This is a genomic window from Bacillus sp. MM2020_4, from assembly GCF_011250555.1.
Lineage (GTDB): Bacteria > Bacillota > Bacilli > Bacillales > Cytobacillaceae > Neobacillus.
Genome location: NZ_JAANMZ010000013.1, coordinates 14,497 through 35,036, shown reverse-complemented (window position 1 = coordinate 35,036; position 20,540 = coordinate 14,497). Strand labels below are relative to the sequence as shown.

At 39.6% G+C, this 20,540-nt stretch carries 15 protein-coding genes; 13 read left to right on the top strand and 2 right to left on the bottom strand.

Annotated features, from left to right (window positions below):
- Positions 1–27 precede the first annotated feature (27 nt).
- From hemY to G6554_RS10755, 8 genes are all read left to right on the top strand, one after another.
- Positions 28–1,473 (top strand): protoporphyrinogen oxidase, encoded by a 1,446-nt coding sequence (hemY, locus tag G6554_RS10790; protein WP_166241632.1) that lies wholly within the window; start codon positions 28–30, stop codon positions 1,471–1,473.
- Positions 1,474–1,690: 217 nt separating this feature from the next.
- Positions 1,691–3,850 carry a YhgE/Pip family protein gene (locus tag G6554_RS10785; RefSeq protein ID WP_166241630.1) on the top strand — a complete coding sequence of 720 codons (2,160 nt, stop codon included), beginning with the start codon at positions 1,691–1,693 and terminating at the stop codon, positions 3,848–3,850.
- A 103-nt stretch (positions 3,851–3,953) separates the two neighbouring features.
- Positions 3,954–4,688: an MBL fold metallo-hydrolase gene (locus tag G6554_RS10780; RefSeq protein ID WP_166241628.1), complete on the top strand. Its 735-nt coding sequence runs from the start codon at positions 3,954–3,956 to the stop codon at positions 4,686–4,688.
- A 16-nt stretch (positions 4,689–4,704) separates the two neighbouring features.
- On the top strand, positions 4,705–5,694 hold the full coding sequence (lplA, locus tag G6554_RS10775; protein ID WP_166241626.1) for a lipoate--protein ligase: 990 nt from the start codon (positions 4,705–4,707) through the stop codon (positions 5,692–5,694).
- A 145-nt stretch (positions 5,695–5,839) separates the two neighbouring features.
- Positions 5,840–7,402, top strand: coding sequence for a fatty acid--CoA ligase family protein (locus G6554_RS10770; RefSeq protein ID WP_166241624.1), 1,563 nt, complete (start codon positions 5,840–5,842; stop codon positions 7,400–7,402).
- Between the two features lie 207 nt (positions 7,403–7,609).
- Positions 7,610–8,341 (top strand): AzlC family ABC transporter permease, encoded by a 732-nt coding sequence (locus G6554_RS10765; RefSeq protein WP_166241746.1) that lies wholly within the window; start codon positions 7,610–7,612, stop codon positions 8,339–8,341.
- Positions 8,331–8,639 (top strand): AzlD domain-containing protein, encoded by a 309-nt coding sequence (locus G6554_RS10760; protein ID WP_166241622.1) that lies wholly within the window; start codon positions 8,331–8,333, stop codon positions 8,637–8,639. The genes G6554_RS10765 and G6554_RS10760 overlap by 11 nt, the downstream gene beginning before the upstream one ends.
- Positions 8,640–8,741: 102 nt before the next feature.
- Positions 8,742–10,010, top strand: a complete 1,269-nt coding sequence (locus tag G6554_RS10755; RefSeq protein WP_166241620.1) for a M48 family metallopeptidase — start codon at positions 8,742–8,744, stop codon at positions 10,008–10,010.
- A gap of 97 nt (positions 10,011–10,107) precedes the next feature.
- On the opposite strand, the gene G6554_RS10750 is transcribed toward G6554_RS10755, so the two are convergent.
- Positions 10,108–10,344, bottom strand: coding sequence for an IDEAL domain-containing protein (locus G6554_RS10750; RefSeq protein WP_166241618.1), 237 nt, complete (start codon positions 10,342–10,344; stop codon positions 10,108–10,110).
- 181 nt (positions 10,345–10,525) lie between these two features.
- Between G6554_RS10750 and G6554_RS10745 the strand changes: the two genes are divergently transcribed.
- A complete protein-coding gene (locus G6554_RS10745; RefSeq protein WP_242637846.1) occupies positions 10,526–11,083 on the top strand; it encodes a competence protein ComK in 558 nt (185 codons plus the stop codon).
- Between the two features lie 23 nt (positions 11,084–11,106).
- Here G6554_RS10745 and G6554_RS10740 read toward each other — a convergent pair whose 3' ends face one another.
- Positions 11,107–11,472: a YhjD family protein gene (locus G6554_RS10740; protein WP_166241616.1), complete on the bottom strand. Its 366-nt coding sequence runs from the start codon at positions 11,470–11,472 to the stop codon at positions 11,107–11,109.
- 337 nt (positions 11,473–11,809) lie between these two features.
- On the opposite strand from G6554_RS10740, the gene G6554_RS10735 reads away from it, so the two are divergent.
- The 4 genes from G6554_RS10735 to addA all read left to right on the top strand — a co-directional run bounded on the left by G6554_RS10735 (position 11,810) and on the right by addA (position 20,518).
- Positions 11,810–12,475, top strand: coding sequence for a TVP38/TMEM64 family protein (locus tag G6554_RS10735; RefSeq protein WP_166241614.1), 666 nt, complete (start codon positions 11,810–11,812; stop codon positions 12,473–12,475).
- The gene (gene lepB / locus G6554_RS10730; RefSeq protein WP_166241612.1) at positions 12,465–13,019 is read left to right on the top strand and encodes a signal peptidase I; all 555 of its coding nucleotides are present in this window, start codon (positions 12,465–12,467) and stop codon (positions 13,017–13,019) included. The genes G6554_RS10735 and lepB overlap by 11 nt, the downstream gene beginning before the upstream one ends.
- Before the next feature lie 235 nt (positions 13,020–13,254).
- On the top strand, positions 13,255–16,752 hold the full coding sequence (gene addB / locus G6554_RS10725; RefSeq protein ID WP_166241610.1) for a helicase-exonuclease AddAB subunit AddB: 3,498 nt from the start codon (positions 13,255–13,257) through the stop codon (positions 16,750–16,752).
- Positions 16,745–20,518, top strand: coding sequence for a helicase-exonuclease AddAB subunit AddA (addA, locus tag G6554_RS10720; protein ID WP_166241608.1), 3,774 nt, complete (start codon positions 16,745–16,747; stop codon positions 20,516–20,518). Before addB ends, addA begins: the two co-directional genes overlap by 8 nt.
- The last annotated feature ends 22 nt before the right edge of the window (positions 20,519–20,540 follow it).

The following is a 20,540-nucleotide window of genomic DNA, read 5'->3' as shown; positions in this document are numbered from 1 at the left end:
AAACATACATGGAGGAAGGTGACGTTTGTGACCAAAGACAAACAGAAGGTTGTCATTATTGGGGGAGGAATTGCTGGTCTCACGTCAGCATTCTATCTCCAAAAAACAATTCAAGAGCATCAACTGCCAATTGAGATTCAATTAATTGAAGCATCCCATCGTCTTGGCGGTAAAATGCAAACGGTTGTTAGAGATGGTTTTACCATTGAGCGAGGACCCGATTCATTTTTAGCAAGAAAAACAAGCATCATTAGGCTGGCAGAAGAAGTCGGAATGGATGACAAATTAGTTCCTAATTCGACGGGTAAATCGTATGTTCTTGTAAACGAGAAGCTCCACTCCATGCCTGGCGGTTCAATCATGGGAGTGCCTACGGAAGTGGGACCCTTTATCACAACAGGTCTTTTTTCCGTTCCCGGTAAATTACGAGCGGCAGCCGATTTTATCCTTCCCCGTTCAGAAAGTGGGAAGGACCAATCATTAGGACAATTTTTTCGAAGAAGATTGGGCGATGAGGTAGTTGAAAATTTAATTGAACCATTACTATCAGGAATCTACGCAGGTGATATTGATCAATTAAGCCTGATGTCGACCTTCCCGCAATTTTACGAAGTAGAACAAAAGTACCGAAGCCTGATAATGGGGATGAAAAAAACAACGCCTTCCCAGCCAAAACAGCCGGAAAATAAAGATAAGAAAAAGGGTGGTTTCTTAACCTTTAAAACAGGACTTCAATCCTTTGCTGAGGCCATTGAAGCAAAATTAGATCCGAGGACCATTTTAAAGGGCCACCGTGTTGATAAAATATCAAAGTCCAATGACCACTACGAAATTTATCTTAATAATAGCGAAACCATAAAAGCTGATTGTATTATTGCTGCTACGCCACATAAGGTAACGCAATCCATGTTTTCTGATTATAGCTTTTTCGATCCCTTTAAATCTGTACCATCTACATCTGTAGCTACCGTTGCAATCGCCTTCCCTGTGGAAGCAATTAAGAACGATATTGATGGAACAGGATTTGTTGTTTCAAGAAATGGGGATTACTCTATTACCGCTTGTACGTGGACCCATAAAAAATGGGAGCACTCAACTCCGAAAGGAAAAGTGCTTCTCCGCTGCTATGTAGGAAGAGCGGGTGATGAGACGATTGTTGACCTGTCGGATGATCGCATCATTAAGATTGTCCTCGACGATTTGAAAAAGACAATGAGCATCACGATGGATCCTGACTTTGCGATTGTTTCTAGGTGGAAAAATGCCATGCCGCAATATACCGTGGGCCATAAGCAACGGCTTGAAACTATATTGGAGCAGGTGAAGATAGATCTGCCTGGTGTCTTCTTGGCAGGTGCCTCATATGGAGGGGTTGGTGTTCCCGATTGTATTGATCAAGGAGAGGCAGCCGTCAAGAATGTGTTAGAATACCTAAAAGTAAAAAATATGTCAGAAGAAGCTGTTACGTTATAACCAGCTTCTTCTTTTTATTTTTCCTTGCCAACAGGAAAAATTGGATGTATACTCTTAAAGTATTAAATGACTGAAATGTTCATACAGTCATTTAAGAGGATCAGATTTTTGATATATGGCTTTCAAAACAAGGATTGTCCATGAAGATGGTCCTTATTTTCAGAAGTAAAATGACCAGATGAACGAATTGGTCATAAATAAAAAGGAGGTAGTAGAGGTGAAAAACATCTTATTAAAGGAAGAACTTTTGACGATTTTTAAAAATAAAAAAGTCTTAATTCCGATTATCGCTGTTATGTTTGTCCCCGTCCTATATGCCGGAATGTTTTTGTGGGCGTTTTGGGATCCGTATGACAAGCTTGACGAACTGCCAGTCGCAGTGGTGAATGGAGATGCGGGTGCAACACTTGATGGGGATCACCTAAAGCTAGGTGATGACTTAGTAACTAAGTTAAAGAAGAGTAAAGACTTTGGGTTTGAATTTGTTGATAAAAAAGAAGGTTATAAAGAATTAAAGGATCAAAAATATTATATGGTCATTGAAATTCCGAAAGACTTTTCTAAAAATGCAACTACATTAATGGATAAGGATCCAAAAAAATTAGAGTTGATTTATACTCCTAATGAAAGCTTTAACTTCCTTTCAGCACAAATTGGTAATACTGCTGCTGAAAAGATTAAAACGGCAGTAGCGGAAAAAGTAACAGAAACCTATGCAGAAACTATTTTTTCAAAAGTTAGCGATCTTGCTGACGGGATTATAAAAGCAAGTGACGGGGCAGGTCAGTTAAAAGATGGTTCCGTAGATTTAAATAAAGGATCTGAGGAGTTAAACGGTGGCCTAGCAACACTCGCTGAAAAATCTCTTGAATTTAATAATGGTGTCAAAACAGCTAATTCAGGTTCAAAGGCATTGGCTTCCGGGGCAACTGAATTGAAAGAAGGACTTTCCAAAGCAGAAGCTAATATGCCTATCTTAATTGATGGAACAAATCAGGTTGCTGCCGGTGCAGCAAAATTAAAAACCGAGCTGCCCACTGGTATTGCACAAGGAATGCAAAAAGAATTAACGGGCAGCGTTGGGGAGCTTAATAAAGGGATTGACATGTTTGAAACGCAGTTAACGAAAGGTTTGGCTGCACAAATTGCGGATCAGACGATTACAGAACAAACAGAAAAAATGAAGAAACTTGCTAACGCCTTAATCGCAAATGGGGTTTCTCCACAGCTTGTAAATGCCATCATGACAGCAGAACCTGCACCAACAAAAGAGGTGGTGCAAGCCGGTATTGAAGCAAAGCTATCTCCAGGAATTGATGCCGGTTTTAAACAATTTAAAACGGGTGTTAATGAAAAACTTTTGGGTGCGACCAATGGATTAGATCAAAAGATTAAGAGTCAGACCGATCCTTATTTTAATCAATTGTTAGCCGGTATTAATCAAGTAAATAGTGGTCAAAAACAACTTCAATCGGGAATCGATGCTTTGTCTGCGGGTTCTATCAAATTAAATGACGGAACAAATACCTTGTCTACTGGATTGAACACGTTAGAGGATGGTTCTAGCCAACTTACAGCAGGAACTGGAAAATTAGCAGACGGCTCTAATCAATTAAAAGATGGGACCACGAAGCTTTCTGACGGTGCGAAGGAATTAGCTGATAAGCTTGCCGATGGTGCAAAAGAAGCCTCCAAGGTTCATTCAGATGATAAAACATATAATATGATGGCAGAACCGGTTAAACTCGATAATAAGAAAATGAATCATGTACCAAACTATGGAACTGGATTTGCCCCATACTTCATATCACTAGGTTTATTTGTTGGTGCACTATTATTATCGATAGTCTTCCCGCTTCGAGATACTGCAGTTGCTCCTTCAAGTGGATTTAACTGGTTTCTTAGCAAGTATTCTATCATGGCGGGTGTTGGAATTATCCAAGCGTTACTTGCCGATGTAATCCTGCTAGGAGGATTAGGACTTGATGTACAGAGTGTACCAAAATTTATTCTATTTTCAATCATAACCAGCTTGACGTTCATTGCCTTGATTCAATTGCTCGTTTCAGTATTCGCTGATGCAGGACGTTTCTTGGCTATCGTCATCTTAATTTTCCAATTAACTACAAGTGCGGGAACCTTCCCACTTGAATTAATTCCTAATTTCTTACAGCATTTTAATGCCTTCTTGCCAATGACCTATTCGGTTCAAGGCTTTAAAGCTGTCATTTCAAGTGGTGACTTCAGCTTTATGTGGCATAATACTACGATTCTTTTAGGTTTCTTAGTTGCATTCGCCTTAGTAACGATCGCCTATTTTACAATGAGACATAAACATCAACATCAACATCAAAATAATTCTTTAGTAAGTGAATAAGTTACAATACCAGCCGTACTACTTCGGCTGGTATTTTATTTATGAAAAGAAATAGATTTTTGAGTATAGTAAAGGTAGGAACTAAAATCAGGAGGAATGATTCGTGAAACTAACAATAATTGGCTATTGGGGCGGATATCCAAAACAGAATGGAGCATGTTCGGGGTATTTGCTTGAACACGGGGGATTTCAATTATTAATCGATTGCGGTAGCGGGGTTCTTTCGAAACTGCAAAATATCATCCAGCCAGAGGAATTGGATGCGGTGATCATTTCTCATTACCATCCAGACCATATTGCAGATATCGGGGTCTTGCAGCATGCAAGACTAATCCTAGGATTTTTAGGCAAGGATTTCCCAACATTGCCAGTATACGGTCATGAATTCGATCAACAAGAATTTGCTAAATTAACCTATAAAAATATTACGAATGGGGTGGCGTATGATCCCCATAACACTGTAAACATTGGGCCGTTTCAAGTTTCATTTTTAAAAACCATCCATCCAGTCCCATGTTATGCGATGAAAATCGAGGCAGATGGCAAGTCTATTGTCTACACGGCAGACAGCGCCTTTCAAGAAGAATTTATCGAGTTTAGCCAGGGTGCCGATCTCTTGCTGTGTGAATGTAACTTTTACGGAAATCAAAATGGCAAGTCGGCAGGACATATGAACAGCTTAGAGGCAGGACGATTCGCCCAAAGGGCCGCTGTAAAACAATTAATCCTTACACATCTGCCGCAGTACGGAGAATTAGTGAATTTAATCACAGAGGCATCCGGTGAATTTACTGGTATAATAAAACTTGCAGATGAGTTTCAAACTATTTCTCTATAAGAAAGGGCGGAATACTATGTTATTTATCGATAATAAAGGCATCACCGATCCACGGATTAACCTGGCAATTGAAGAATACGCGTTGAAGAATCTTGATATTAACGAGAGCTATCTTTTATTTTACATAAATGAACCATCCATCATTATCGGAAAAAATCAAAATACAATTGAAGAAATCAATACAGAATACGTTGAGGGTAATGGAATTCATGTTGTGCGAAGATTGTCTGGCGGTGGAGCAGTCTATCATGATCTTGGTAATTTAAATTTTAGTTTCATTACAAAGGATGATGGGGAAAGCTTTCATAATTTCCGCAAATTTACTGAGCCAGTAGTGGAAGCTTTGAAAAAATTAGGCGTAAATGCCGAGTTAAGCGGCAGAAATGACCTTGAAGTAGAGGGCAGAAAGATTTCCGGAAATGCCCAATTTTCTACAAGAGGGAGAATGTTCAGCCATGGAACCCTGCTTTTTCATTCAGAAATGGATCATGTCGTAGCTGCCTTGAAGGTTAAGAAGGACAAGATTGAATCAAAGGGAATTAAGTCGGTTCGCAGCCGAGTTGCTAATATATCCGAGTTTTTAGCGGAACGGATTGATATTCAGGAGTTCCGTTCATTAATTTTAACCTCTATCTTTGAGGGGCAAGAACAAATTCCGGAATATGTGTTGACTGAAGAGGATTGGGAAAAGATTCATCAACTATCCAAGGAGCGCTACCAAAACTGGGATTGGAATTATGGAAGATCACCTAAGTTCAATCTCCAGCACTCGCACCGCTTCCCCGTTGGTTCAATCGATGTCCGCTTGGAAGTAAATAAAGGGATCTTAGAAAACTGTAAAATATATGGTGACTTTTTTGGTGTTGGCGAAGTAAGTGATATCGAAAACAGATTAAAAGGGATTCGTTATGAAAAGACTGAAATCGAAAAGGCACTTTCAGAAGTAGATACGATTCATTATTTTGGAAATATTTCAAAAGAGGAATTTATCAACTTGATCTATTAAAATATATTGAAATGTGACGCGGTGATAACTATCACCGTGTTTTTTTCGTATTACACTTGAATACTTAACTTTCTAGCAATATAATGTATTTAGAAAATTGTTATAATTTTATGAATGAGTATTCATTCATAGTGGGAGGGATACGATGAATTTATCTGAACAGCTTAATGAAACGGCAAAGAACTTTGCTACGAAACCAGCCTATTATTTTATGGGGCAGACAAGCACTTACGCCGAACTGGATGGGGCAATAACAAAGTTTGCTTCAGGGTTGGCAAAGCTAGGAGTTCAAAAAGGTGATCATATTGCCTTATTGCTCGGCAACTCACCGCACTTTATCATCAGCTTATATGGGGCTTTACGTTTAGGGGCAACTGTCATCCCCATTAATCCGATTTATACGGCGGATGAAATTGGCTACATTTTACATAATGGCGATGTGAAAGTGGTTGTTGCACTTGATTTAGCCTTACCGCTGGTGGAAAAAGTGCACACCAATCTCACAAAAATTGAGCATTATGTATTCTGCGAAACGAAGTCTGAAAGTCTTGCACAATCTGAAATTGAAAAACTTTCTGTGTATCCTAAAATGAAATCGTTTACAAGTTTGATTGCCTCTGGGGATGTATTCTTCCAAGGTCCAGAGCTGAAAGATGATGAAACAGCGATCATTCTTTATACCTCTGGAACAACTGGAAAGCCAAAGGGTGCCATGTTAACTCATAAGAATTTATACAGCAATGCTAAAGATGTCGGCGAATATTTGAAAATGAATAACGATGACAGAGTTGTAACTGTCCTTCCAATGTTCCACGTTTTCTGCTTGACAGTTGCCTTAAATGCACCTTTATTAAGTGGTGCAACCCTGTTGATTGCACCAAAATTCAGTCCAAAGGAAATCTTTGCGCTTATAAAAGGACAAGAGGCAACCGTTTTCGCCGGCGTTCCGACAATGTATAATTTCCTTTATCAATATCCGGAAGGGAATACAGAAGAGCTCCGATCATTACGGTTATGCATTTCCGGAGGTGCGTCACTCCCGGTTGCATTATTAAAGAATTTTGAACAAAAGTTCTCGGTGATGATTTCGGAAGGATACGGGTTATCAGAAGCATCACCTGTTACTTGTTTTAACCCGCTTGACCGTCCACGTAAGCCGGGGTCAATTGGTACATCCATCCTCCATGTGGAAAACAAGATAATAGACGAACTGGGTGAAGAGGTTCCTGTTGGCGGTGTGGGTGAATTAATTGTTCGTGGACCGAATGTGATGAAGGGCTATTATAAAATGCCGGAAGAAACGACTGCAGCGATCCGTAACAATTGGCTTCATACCGGGGACATGGCGAGAATGGATGAAGATGGCTATTTCTATATTGTTGACCGGAAGAAGGATCTAATCATTGTTGGCGGCTATAATGTATACCCTCGTGAGGTAGAAGAAGTCATTTACGACCATCCAGATGTTGTGGAGGTAGCAGTGCTCGGTGTTCCGGATCCTAACCAGGGCGAGGCTGTTAGTGCTTTTGTCGTCAGTAAAAACCCGGAACTTACAGTGGAGCAGGTACGTGAGTATTGTAAAGAGCATCTTGCGAAATATAAGGTTCCAACAACTATTGAGTTTTTAGAGGAACTTCCAAAGAACACAACAGGAAAAATCTTAAGGCGTGCCCTGAAAACTCAAGTTACCCAGACCGTCGGAAAGTAAGAGCGGTTTAGAGAAATGTAAAAGACAGGCATACAGCCTGTCTTTTTCGTAGTCCAGGAATTATAGACTCATACTTTTATCACAGTTGGAACGCTCCAGGCCATCTGCCGCTGACCAGGGCGCTTGCGCCTTTTGTTCTTTTATTTTTTCGGAAAATTTGCTAAAATTTATTTTTATACGATTGATTGCAACAAGGAGGGAATCATGTTGGCGGATATAGCAATAGAACGAGATACGTCTGAATTTAAAAAGGGGATTCAGGCAGGCATTAGCATCGGGATTGGTTATTTTCCCATTGCCTTAACATTTGGTCTCCTCGCTAAAACTACTGGACTTACTATATATGAAGCTGTTTTTATGAGTCTCATCGTGTTTGCTGGCGCATCACAATATATTTCATTAAGTCTTATTGCGTATGGAACCGGTATTATTGAAATTATTTTAACTACCTGTATCGTTAATATTAGACATTTTCTTATGAGTGCAACATTAAATGAAAAAAGCGAAGAGGACCATTTGCTCAACAAACTTTTTTATTCGTTCGGCATTACCGACGAAACTTTTTCAGTTGCGGCTACAAGGGATGGGAAAGTTTCAACAGGGTTTATGCTTGGCCTTAATTCGGTTGCCTATATCAGTTGGGTTGTTTTTTCGGGAATCGGACATCTAATTGGCGCAAGCCTGCCGCAAACCTTACAGGAAAGCATGGGGGTTGCCTTATATGCGATGTTTATTGGTCTCCTAGTTCCCTCGTTAAAAAAGAGTACAAAGGTCCTTTTCCTGGCCATACTGGGAGCGGTTTTTAACTCGGTATTAACACTTACTCATATCATGGCACAAGGCTGGGCAATTGTAACAGCAACGTTATTGTCGGCTATCATAATCGAAACAGCAGAAGTGCTTAAAAAAAGGTATCGAGGTGGACAATATGAGAAGTGAAATCATCTGGATGATTATCGGAATGGGGCTAGTAACCTATCTTCCAAGGATGCTCCCTTTTGTCCTATTTAAAGGGAAGGCGCTACCGCCTTTTATTCAAGGAGTATTAAGAAATGTGCCATATGCAACCCTTGGCGCCTTAATATTTCCGGCGATAATTTTTATTCAAAAGGACGATATATGGTACGGTGTACTGGGGGCTGCTGCAGCCTTCGTAGCCGCCTATTTAGGAGCAAATGTAATCGTGGTCGTCCTCGGCTCCATTGCTATCCTTGCCCTATATTCGTTTCTTATGTAAATCAGTTCCTAAAAGCTGGCTTTTTTTAATGCTTAGTTCTAAAAAACCCATTTTTAACTAAACTAAGTATAGGAGAGGTTGTACACAAGGGGGGACAAAATCATGGTTAGAAAACTGGGGGTCTATGCGGTTTTGGCCTTTTGTTTGTATGGATTGTTTTTTTATTGGTATTTATTTCACTTTGCCAATACGACATTACCATTTGAATATCAAGGATCAAAAGCAGACCCGGCTACCTTTCTTAATGGCAGAGAGCTAAGTTTAAGTGAAGAATATTCAAAGGTGAGAAACCTATTGTTTTTCTTATCAACACCTTTTGAGTGGCTGTTTTATTTTCTCATTTTATTATTTGGTTTTTCAAAGGCATTCAAACGATGGGCAGACAATTCTTCAAAGTATAAGCTGCTGCAAATACCCATTTATCTCATTTGGTTATTCTTTTTTGCCTTCATAGCCACATTTCCTTTAAACTATATTAGCTACTATTTATCCAAAACGTATCATATTTCAACACAATCGTTTCCTTCTTGGATGAAGGATGAGTTAATTGACTTTTGGATTAATTATGGGACGTGGTTGATTATTGTTCCTGTTCTTTATTGGCTAATGAAAAAAAGCCAAAAGCGCTGGTGGCTTTATGGCTGGTTGTTATCCATTCCATTTACGTTATTTATGATGTTCCTTCAGCCAGTTGTCATAGATCCACTATACAATGATTTCTATCCACTAAAGAATCAAGAATTGGAAACCAAAATTTTAGCACTGGCAGATCAAGCCGATATTCCAGCGAAGCATGTATTTGAAGTGAATATGGCAGATAAAACCAATGCAATGAACGCATATGTTAACGGAATTGGTTCTAGCGCCAGGATTGTTTTATGGGATACGACATTAAATCGGCTAAATGATAATCAAATCCTTTTTATCATGGCGCATGAAATGGGTCATTATGTGGAAAAGCATATTTATTTCGGCATCGCGGGTTACCTTCTACTTTCGCTCTTTGGACTTTATTTGACATACAGGTTGATGGATTGGATTATAAGCCGTTGGGGAAGGGAACTAAAAGTAACCAACGTACGGGATATTCGCTCACTTCCGTTGTTTCTTCTGATATTGTCTGTGCTTTTGTTTGTTTCAAGTCCACTTTCCAATTTAGCTTCACGCTACGAAGAAACACGTGCCGATAGATATGCGATTGAAATGACGAAAAACCCAGATGCTGCGATTACCTCTTTTCAAGAATTAAGCCGTTCTGGATTGAGTCAGGTGAACCCGCCGTTATTGGTAAAAATATTCCGATATACGCATCCTTCCATGCTTGACCGCATTTCCATGCTTGAGGAATATGAGATTAAGCATCGTCACTAATAGGATAAGGATATAGAACTGAAGACAGATCCATGTCTTCAGTTTTTTTATCTTATAAAAACAAATAACCGCCTAATCAGGCGGTTTAAAAAGTTTTTTACGTACCAAATCGTTTGTTAATGTCCTTAAGCTTGTCGGATAAAAGAAGAAATGATCTTTTGTCCCGGGTATCAATGGCCAAGTCAATTTTCCGCAGCAATTTTTCTTTTTCAATCGTTAACTGAATTTCTGATAAGAGCATGTCGATGTAAAGATCCTGGACGAAGTTCTCCTTCATTCGATTTCGCTTCATGGCACCAAGTTTCATTAGTTCCGTGTATGATTTTTCATTCATGGAAATCACCTCTGATGCTTTTTTTAATTATATGGAGATTTTCCGATAATATATCAAATTTTCTGATATTATTTTTTCTGATATTGTGAAGAAAATAGCAACAATTAAAAAAAACAAAGGAATAAAAATGGAAAAGTGGTAAGATATGGTGGAAAATTAAAATGAAAAGAGGTTGAAAGGATTGGCACAAGTAAAAATCGGAGAATACGTGGTGAATTCTTGTACGATGTATATAAAGCCAGCTGAATATGGAAATAAAATATTTTCCACTATTGTTGAACCAGAAGATGAATTTCTGTCTCCTTTTAAACCATTGGATTTAATCAAAAACAGCTGTGCATTCTATGGTGTCGATTATGAAAGCAGGAGGAAGGGAACCAAACTGTTAATTGATTATTCACGAAAACTCCCAATAGTCATAGAACCAATTAACAATATCTATGCCTTCTGTACTACTTCACCAGAAGACCCTAATTGTATTTGGTTCTTTCTTGAGCATATAAAGGATTACAGACGGGCATCTGCAAGGCAGACATTGGTCATTTTTCGCAATGACAATTCTTTCACTTTTCCGGTTTCCTACAGTACCTTTAATACCCAAATGTTAAGAACATCTTATTTACAAACAAAGCTTATGCAAAGGGTTGAACTTAATAAGAAGAAATTATTTTATTTACTGCATGGGCCCCAGTTGTCGAAGGCATCAGAAAGTGGTGAATTTTATTTGAAAGATCGGTAATAATGACTACATATTTCAGATTTTTATTGGGATAGATGTTTTTTTAATAAGTATGCTTCCATTAATTCTTGTACTTTATTGCGGATCCTTGGGTTAAAGTAATTATGGTTTTCTTCATAGCCCTTATAAATAAACATGTACATCGTAAAAGCATCGTCCCGCTGTGTTTCAATGACTTGAAGCTTATTCTTCTTCATATACATTTTTACCTCAGATAGTTCCCGTTGTATTTCCTTTATTGTTGCCTCAATTAAATCCAAATAAGGTTTTTTTAACTTAAAGGGGCTGCTTTTCACAACAGTAATATCACGGTTTAAGACAATAAGAACCATCGGTAAATAAATAGCTTTCTCTAATATGTCACGGTCATCCTCAGGAATTCTGGTCATCGTACCATCTACACCCTTCTATATTTTCGAACAAATGTTCCCCTTTATTTTACGAAAAAAAAGTGATAAAAGCAATAGACCATTTCCAAGCAGGAAGCTCGTCAATTTGGCGAGCCTTATTTATTGAAAATTATAGGCAATGTGTGAGAAAGTTTTTATTAATAGAAGGATATTTGATAGGGGAAAATGAATTTAATGAAGAAATCTAAAAAAAACAGTGATTTGGGTGTAGTTTCGCCATACGTACTGGATATGTGAAGAAGAATAAGGAGGCACTCCATCAATTTATCACGAAATAAAGGGGCTCTGACAGACAAAACATGAAAGGTGAAGGCAGATGGACATCGAATCATTAAAGGCTTGGTTTACACTTGAACACATTATGACCCTTATACAAGAATATCGGGCTCTTGGGCCGTTACCAGGCATGTTATTGATCGTCCTTGAAGCGTTTTTGCCATTTCTCCCCTTGTTTGTATTTGTCATGGCAAATGCCAGTGCCTTTGGCCTTTGGCTAGGTTTTTTATTTTCTTGGCTTGGAGCTTGTATGGGAGCCTTATTTGTTTTTTTACTAATTAGGAGATATGGGCAAAAAAAATTATTATCTTTTTTGCCCAGGCACCCAAAGGTTCGAAAGCTGATGGACTGGGTGGATCAACATGGGTTCGGCCCTCTATTTTTAATCCTATGTTTTCCATTTACGCCTTCAGCGCTTGTGAACATTGTTGCGGGGTTATCAAAAATACGATTTGCTCAATATATGCTGGCAGTGTGTATTGGAAAAATGGTGATGATTTTTACCATTAGCTTTATTGGCTATGATCTCCGTTCGCTCATAACAAAACCTTTTCGAACAGTCATTGTTTTACTAGTCATTTTTATTCTTTGGTATGTAGGAAAAAGAATTGAAATAAGGATGAATAAGAGTACTGAAACTGACCATAATGGTGAAATAGATAGAAATACAGTGACGGAGAAACGGAGGAGATTCAATGAAAATTGAATGGAAAAAGGAAGGATTGGAATGGGTGAAGGCATTTGCCATCGGAATCATTATCTTTGCTTTTATTCGAACATTTTTCTTTTCCAATTATATTGTAGAAGGCGAATCAATGATGCCGACCCTTCAGGATGGAAACAAACTTGTTGTCAATAAGCTTGGCTATCAGGTGGGGGAATTAAACCGGTTTGATGTCATCGTCTTTCATGCCAATTCCAAAGAGGATTTTGTCAAACGCATTGTCGGGCTGCCGGGTGATAAAATCGAATACCGTAATGATACGCTGTTTATTAACGGTCATAAATACGAAGAACCGTTTTTAAAGGTTTATAAGCAGAAAGCACCTGGTATGAAGCTGACAGGTGATTTTAGTTTAAAGGAGATTACGGGGGAAAATACAGTTCCGGAGGGAAAATTATTTGTCCTTGGTGATAATCGATTAGGAAGCTGGGACAGCCGCCAATTCGGGTTCATCTCTTCCAGTCAAGTTGTCGGTAAAGTCGATTTGCGCTATTGGCCATTAAATGAAATGGACGTGCACTTTTAATAGAAAAACAAAAGGCGCCCGTTAATCGGCGCCTAGAGCTAGATAATTCTCAAAGTCACAACTTTCCTACCTTTAAAGGGCAATGATACGATTGGATGAATCGTATTTTTTTTATGGATATAAACGTATCAATTACCATTATTGGTATAAATCCATAAGGGGAAATCCAAACGTTTGTACCTATTTTATGGTAGAATGTGAGATAAAGAGGTAATCGAGAAAGGGTGGTAAACCCATGTCAGTTAGAATGGTAATTGGGCGGTCAGGTAGCGGTAAGACTTCGATGTTTCTTGACGAAATACGCGACCGTTTAACCCGCGAACCCGAAGGTACACCAATTATTTATATTGTTCCGGAACAAATGACTTTTTTATCTGAATACCGTTTGGCGACAGACGCGAGTATTGGCGGAATGATTCGTGCCCAGGTTTATAGCTTTTCCCGTTTAGCATGGCGGATCCTGCAGGAAACAGGCGGAATTAGCAGAACACATTTGAGTAGTGTCGGATTGAATATGCTAATTCGTAAGATACTTGACGAACAGAAAGAAAATTTAAAGATTTTTCAGCGAGCAGCTGACAAGAATGGATTTGTTCAGCAACTGGAACAAATCATTACCGAGTTTAAGCGATACTGTCTAAGACCCGAAGAGTTGATAGAAAAATCGGTCCAGTTCGGTTTGGGGGATACTTCTGTTTCGAAGGCCTTACACGACAAATTAAATGATTTAGAATTGATCTATTCTAAATTTGAGGACGAGATCTTTGGGAAATATATCGATTCGGAAGATTATTTTCGCCTCTTAGCAGAGAAAATATCAGCCTCGGCTTACTTGAAAGAGGCAGAAATCTATATCGATGGATTTTATAGCTTTACACCACAGGAATATCTTGTCATGGCGGAATTAATGAAGCATTGTAAACGTGTTTCAATCGCGGTGACTGCAGATCGGTTATTTGTTCATTCAGAGCCGGATGAGCTTGACCTGTTCCGGGCATCGGGTGAGACATGCTATAACATCTATGATTTAGCACGGATCAGCAGCAGTGAAATAGAACAACCAATCATTCTAAAGGAACAGGTAAAATGGAATCTTCCATCATTACGTCATTTAGAGAAAGAATTTGATACACGACCAGCAGCAGTTTTCAAAGGCGCGCCTGCGATTCATATTAGTCAGGCTGTTAATCGAAGGGCGGAGATTGAAGGGATTGCATGGGAAATCCGCGATGTAGTTCGGACAAGTGGGTATCGTTACCGAGAGATCGCTCTGTTAATTAGAAATGGCGGGGACTACCATGAAATTGTTGAACCAGTATTTGACGATTATCAGATCCCTTATTTTATCGATCAGAAAAGAACGATGCTCAATCATCCGCTGATTGAATTAATCCGCTCAAGTTTAGAAGTGATAAACTCTTATTGGCGTTATGAGCCAGTGTTTAGAGCAATAAAAACTGAATTATTGTATCCTCCTCAGGAAAATCCGGCTAAAATGCGGGAGAAGATGGATAGGCTGGAAAACTACTGTCTAGCCTATGGAATTAATGGAGGTAAATGGACGAAAAAGGAACGCTGGGTTTATCGGCGCATAAGAGGGCTTGAATCGGCGGGCAATGTCCAAACAGATGCTGAAAAAGAGCTGGAGCAGGAATTAAATGAACTTAAGCTTATGGTAACTGCGCCAATTTTACGGTTATCCAGAAGGTTGAAGAAGGCCGATACAGGACGAAAGCTTTGTGAAGCTATCTATTTATATTTAGAAGAATTAGATATTCCAGATAAGCTTGAAAAATGGAAAATGGCGGCTGAAGAAAAGGGTAATCTGTTAAGAATGCGGGAACACGAACAAGTATGGAATGCGGTCGTTGACCTTCTTGATCAGTATGTTGAAATACTTGGGGAAGAGCAAGTTACCCCTAAGGCATTTGCTGCTATTTTAGAAGCGGGCTTCGAATCCCTGCATTTTTCCCTGATTCCGCCTGCACTCGATCAGGTGCTAATTGGTGATTTAGAAAAATCAAGATTGAATGACATCAAAATTGTTTTCATGGTTGGTGTGAATGAAGGAGTGCTGCCAGCGAAAATTTCTGATGACGGCATCCTGGCAGATGAAGACAGAGAACTGCTTTTAACGGCAGGCATGAAGGTTGCACCAAGTAGTCGGACCCGCTTACTTGATGAAACATTCCTTGCCTATAAAGCGTTTACGGCACCATCAGAAAAGCTTTATGTCAGCTACCCGCTTGCAAATGACGAAGGAAAAGCATTAATACCTTCTTCCTACATCAAGAGACTTAAAGATATGTTTCCAGACGCAAAGGAAGAGTACCTAGTTACAGACCCTGCTGAACTTGAAGAAACTGAGCAGTTACGCTTTGTTTCGAATTATACAACCACCATGTCCTATCTTAACACACAGCTGCAATGGAAAAAACGAAATTATCCCATTTCCAGCCTATGGTGGGATGTGTATAACTTTTATCTTGAAAGCTCGTGGAAAAACAGAGCACAAAAGGTATTTTCAAGCCTCTATTACTCAAATAGTTCCGTCCAGCTTTCAAAAGAGGTGGCGGATGAATTATATGGTGAGACCATTCAGGCAAGTGTTTCCAGAATGGAATTATTCAATGGCTGTGCCTTTTCACATTTTGCCCAGCATGGTTTAAAGCTTCGTGAACGACAAATTTTTCGCCTGGAGGCACCTGATATTGGTGAATTGTTCCATGCTGCATTAAAGCAGATTGCCGATATTGTCAATGACCAGAACATGTCATGGGCTGAGTTAACTCGAAAGCAATGTGAAGACCTTTCGAAAGAGGCAGTTAAGACGTTAGCACCCAAGCTACAAAACGAAATATTACTCAGTTCGGAACGCCACCATTATATTAAGCGGAAATTGGAGCAAATTATTACTCGTGCGTCCATTGTCTTAAGTGAACACGCAAAAGTGAGTGGCTTTTCACCAATTGGCTTAGAATTAGGGTTTGGACCAAATGGGGATCTTCCGCCATTAACTTTTTCATTAAAGAATGGAAAAAGAATGGAATTGGCAGGGCGGATTGATCGGGTTGATAAAGCTAACTTAGAAGACGATAGTGTCTTTTTGCGGGTAATAGATTATAAATCGAGTGAGAAGGATGTTAATTTAACTGAGGTTTATTATGGTCTTGCACTGCAAATGCTGACCTATCTTGATATTGTCATTACTCATTCCAATGAATTAGTGGAGATGAAAGCTAGTCCTGCAGGTGTTCTTTATTTCCATGTTCATAATCCGTTTATCAATACAACGAAAATGTTGTCCATGGATGAAATCGAAAATGAAATGATGAAAAAGTTTAAAATGAATGGGTTAATGGTGAGTGACCAAAGGGTCATCCAGTTAATGGATCAAACATTAGAATCCGGTGATTCGCAAATTGTGGCCGCTGGGATTAAAAAAGATGGAAATTTATCGAAAAAGTCAAAGGTAGCAAGTTTACAAGAATTTGACCATTTACGAAACCATGTCCGAGATTTATATCAAAAAACAGGCAATGCCATTACGAATGGGCAAATTGATATTGCGCCATATAAGCTAAAGGACAAGACCCCTTGTACCTTTTGCTCTTATAAGGCGGTATGTCAATTTGATGAATCGATTGAAAGTAATCGTTATCGGATTCTTACACCACATTCAAAAGAGGATGTATTGGAATTAATTAAAAAGGAGTCGACGGAAAATGAGTAATGTCATAATCCCTCCCAAGCCAGCAGGTGTGACCTGGACAGATGACCAGTGGAAGGCCATTATGGCCAGGGATAAGGATATCCTAGTAGCGGCTGCGGCTGGTTCTGGGAAAACAGCCGTCCTTGTGGAAAGAATTATTCAAAAGATCCTTTCTTTGGAAAATCCAATTGATGTCAACGAACTATTGGTAGTAACGTTTACGAATGCTTCAGCTGCAGAAATGAGGCACCGAATGGGCGAAGCCTTGGAAAAAGCAATCGATCAGGATCCGGGGTCCAGACATTTACGAAAACAGCTTAGCTTATTAAACAAAGCCTCCATTTCAACACTTCACTCTTTTTGTTTGGAAGTCATCCATAAATATTATTATTTAATCGATATTGACCCAGGTTTTCGGATTGCTGATGAAACAGAAGCACAAATCATTAGAGATGAGGTAATGGAAGAGCTGTTTGAAGAGGAATATGGTAAAGAAAAGAATGAGAGTTTTTTTCATTTGGTAGATTCGTTCACAAATGATCGAAGCGATCAGGCGCTAATGGATATCGTTCGTTCTATTTATGATTTTGCCCGTTCGAATCCAGTGCCGGAGGACTATTTACAATCAATTGTTTCGATGTATGATGTGGGGGATATCACTGATATTGAGGATCTACCTTTTATCCAGTCACTGCTTTTTGATATTGAACTACAGTTAGAAGCTGCCAAGGATATGATTAAGCGAGGATTGGAACTGACAAAGCTCCCAAATGGCCCTGCGCCGCGGGCGGAAAACTTTTTAGATGATTTGCATGTCTTAGAAACGCTAATGCTAGCTCAGAAGGATTCATGGGCAGCACTGTATCAAGCGATGCAAACCTGGTCTTTCGGAAGGGCTAAACCGGTGAAGGGTGACCACTACGAGAAGAATCTAACAGAAAAGGCTCAAAAGCTACGGGATAAAGCAAAGAAAAAAATCCAAGAAATAAAGGAAGAACTTTTTTCGCGAAAACCGGAGGGCTTTTTACGGGATATGGAGGAAATGCGTCCATTAATAGAAACATTGGTTAACCTTGTAAAAGCATTTTCAACCCGGTTTGAAAAAGTAAAAAGAGAAAAGGGACTCGTTGATTATGCCGATTTAGAGCATTACTGTCTTGGAATACTAACAAATGGAATCAATGTAGAAGGGGAATTTATTCCCTCAGATGCGGCGCTTACCTTCCGCAGCCACTTTAAAGAGGTCTACTGCGACGAGTATCAAGATGTAAATATGGTCCAAGAGACAATACTAAAGCTGGTAACCCAGGAAGATGAACGCACAGGTAATCTTTTCATGGTCGGAGATGTAAAACAAAGTATTTACCGGTTTCGTCTGGCTGAGCCAAATCTCTTCTTAAGTAAATATAATCGCTTTACTACCCATGGGAGAGATTCAGGACTTAGGATCGATTTAGCGCGTAACTTCAGAAGCAGAAAGGAAGTACTTGATGGCACCAATTATTTATTTAAACAAATCATGGGTGTCAAGGTTGGAGAGATTGAGTATGATGAGGCGGCGGAATTACGAAATGGCGCACCCTATCCGGAGGATCATTCTTTTCCAATAGAAGTTATCCTTATTGATCAAAACGCTGAAAGTGCGGAGATGACCGCAGAAGCAGAGAATGAGACAGAACGATTTGAGTTTGATGCCGAAGACCTTGCACAATCACAGCTTGAAGCAAGGGTGATGGCAGCAAAAATTAAAGAGTTGGTGTTAAGTGGCACCCCGGTATATAACACAAAAACGAAAATGCAAAAACCGTTACTGTATCGGGATGTGGTGATCCTCCTTCGCTCCATGACTTGGGCACCACAGATCATGGAGGAGTTCAAACAACAGAGTATTCCCATTTATGCAAATTTATCGACCGGTTATTTTGAAGCAACTGAAGTATCGATTATGCTATCGCTGCTGCGAGTCATTGATAATCCATTCCAGGATATACCATTGGCATCCGTTTTACGATCGCCGATTGTTGGATTAAACGAGGAAGAATTAGCAAAAATTCGGATTCACAAGAAACGCAGCACATTTTGGGAGGCAGTGTCAGCCTTTTGCCTCAGCAAGACAGCCGAAAATAGCGATCCTTTTTATGAAAAGGTACGCAGCTTTTTTGACATGTTAAAGGACTGGCGACAGTTGGCAAGACAAGGATCGCTTTCAGAACTAATCTGGCAATTATACCGTGATACCGGGTTTTATGATTTTGTTGGAGGTCTGCCAGGCGGGAAGCAGCGCCAGGCAAACTTAAGGGCTTTATATGATAGGGCAAGAGGCTATGAACAAACGTCGTTCCGCGGGTTATTCCGCTTTTTACGTTTTATCGAACGAATGATTGATAGGGGTGACGACCTTGGTGCGGCAAGAGCCCTGGGGGAGCAGGAGGATGTTGTTAGAATCATGACCATTCATAGCAGTAAAGGACTTGAATTTCCAGTTGTCTTTATGGCGGGAATGGCAAGGAATTTTAATATGATGGATATTCGGAAATCCTACATGCTCGATAAGGAATTTGGTTTTGCAACAAAGTATATAAATGTTGAGAAACGGATTTCGTATCCATCCCTCCCACAAATTGCCTTTAAACGAAAAAAGAAAATGGAAATGCTGGCAGAGGAAATGCGTGTCTTATACGTGGCCATGACAAGGGCGAAGGAAAAGCTCTATGTGACAGCAACATTAAAGGATGCAGTGAAAACCATTGACAAATGGAACGATGTTTCCGCCAATACTGAATGGCAGTTAAAGGATTATGAGCGGGCAGGAGCTATGAGTTATATTGACTGGATTGGACCAGCGCTAATTCGCCATCAGGACTGCAGTGAATTAAGGGGTGAAGGTGGAACAAGTCCGTTCGTTCCGTCGGAAATCACGGATCATTCTTCTTCATGGAACGTTGCTTTGATAAGTGCTGAAGAAATTCAGAAACAGGAGTCAGAAATTGAAGCAGAAGAAGATCATTTTTTGGAAAAGGTGCAAAAGTTAGAGAAGATTCCGGTAGAGTCCTCATTTGCTGACGAAATAAAAGCACGTCTGACATGGGAATATGCCTTCCCTGATGCTGCGGCACATCGCTCAAAGCAATCTGTATCAGAAATAAAACGCTTTGCGGAAATGACTGACGAGCAAAGTGGTACCGATTTGGTTCGGAAATTTAAAAAATCAATCATAAAACGTCCCAAGTTTATGCAAGAGAAACAATTAAGTCCTGCAGAGCGGGGAACGGCCATGCATATGGTGATGCAGCATGTTGATTTGACCATACCTGTAAGTGAAGAATCGATTGGTAAACAAGTAAACTGGATGGTTCACAATGAATTGCTAACCGCAGAGCAAGCAGCAATCATTGACTGCCAATTAATCGTTCAATTCTTCAACACAAATTTAGGACAGAGATATGTTCATGCTAAGGCGATTCATCGGGAAATTCCGTTTACACTTTCATTGCCTGCAAAAGAGGTTTATCCTAATTGGCACGAAGAAAATGAATCTGTTTTTGTGCAAGGGATTATTGATTGTATCCTTGAGGATGAAAAAGGTCTTGTCCTAATAGACTATAAGACCGATAGAATAACAGGCAGGTATAGTGGAGGTTTTCTTCAGGCAAAACCAATCCTTGAAGACAGGTACAGGCTGCAGATAAACCTATATACAAAGGCGATTGAACAAATCTGGAGAAGAAATGTTGCGGAAAGATATTTATTCTTCTTTGATGGAGCTCACATTTTGAAAGTGGAATAAAAATAAGAGATGACATGGACCC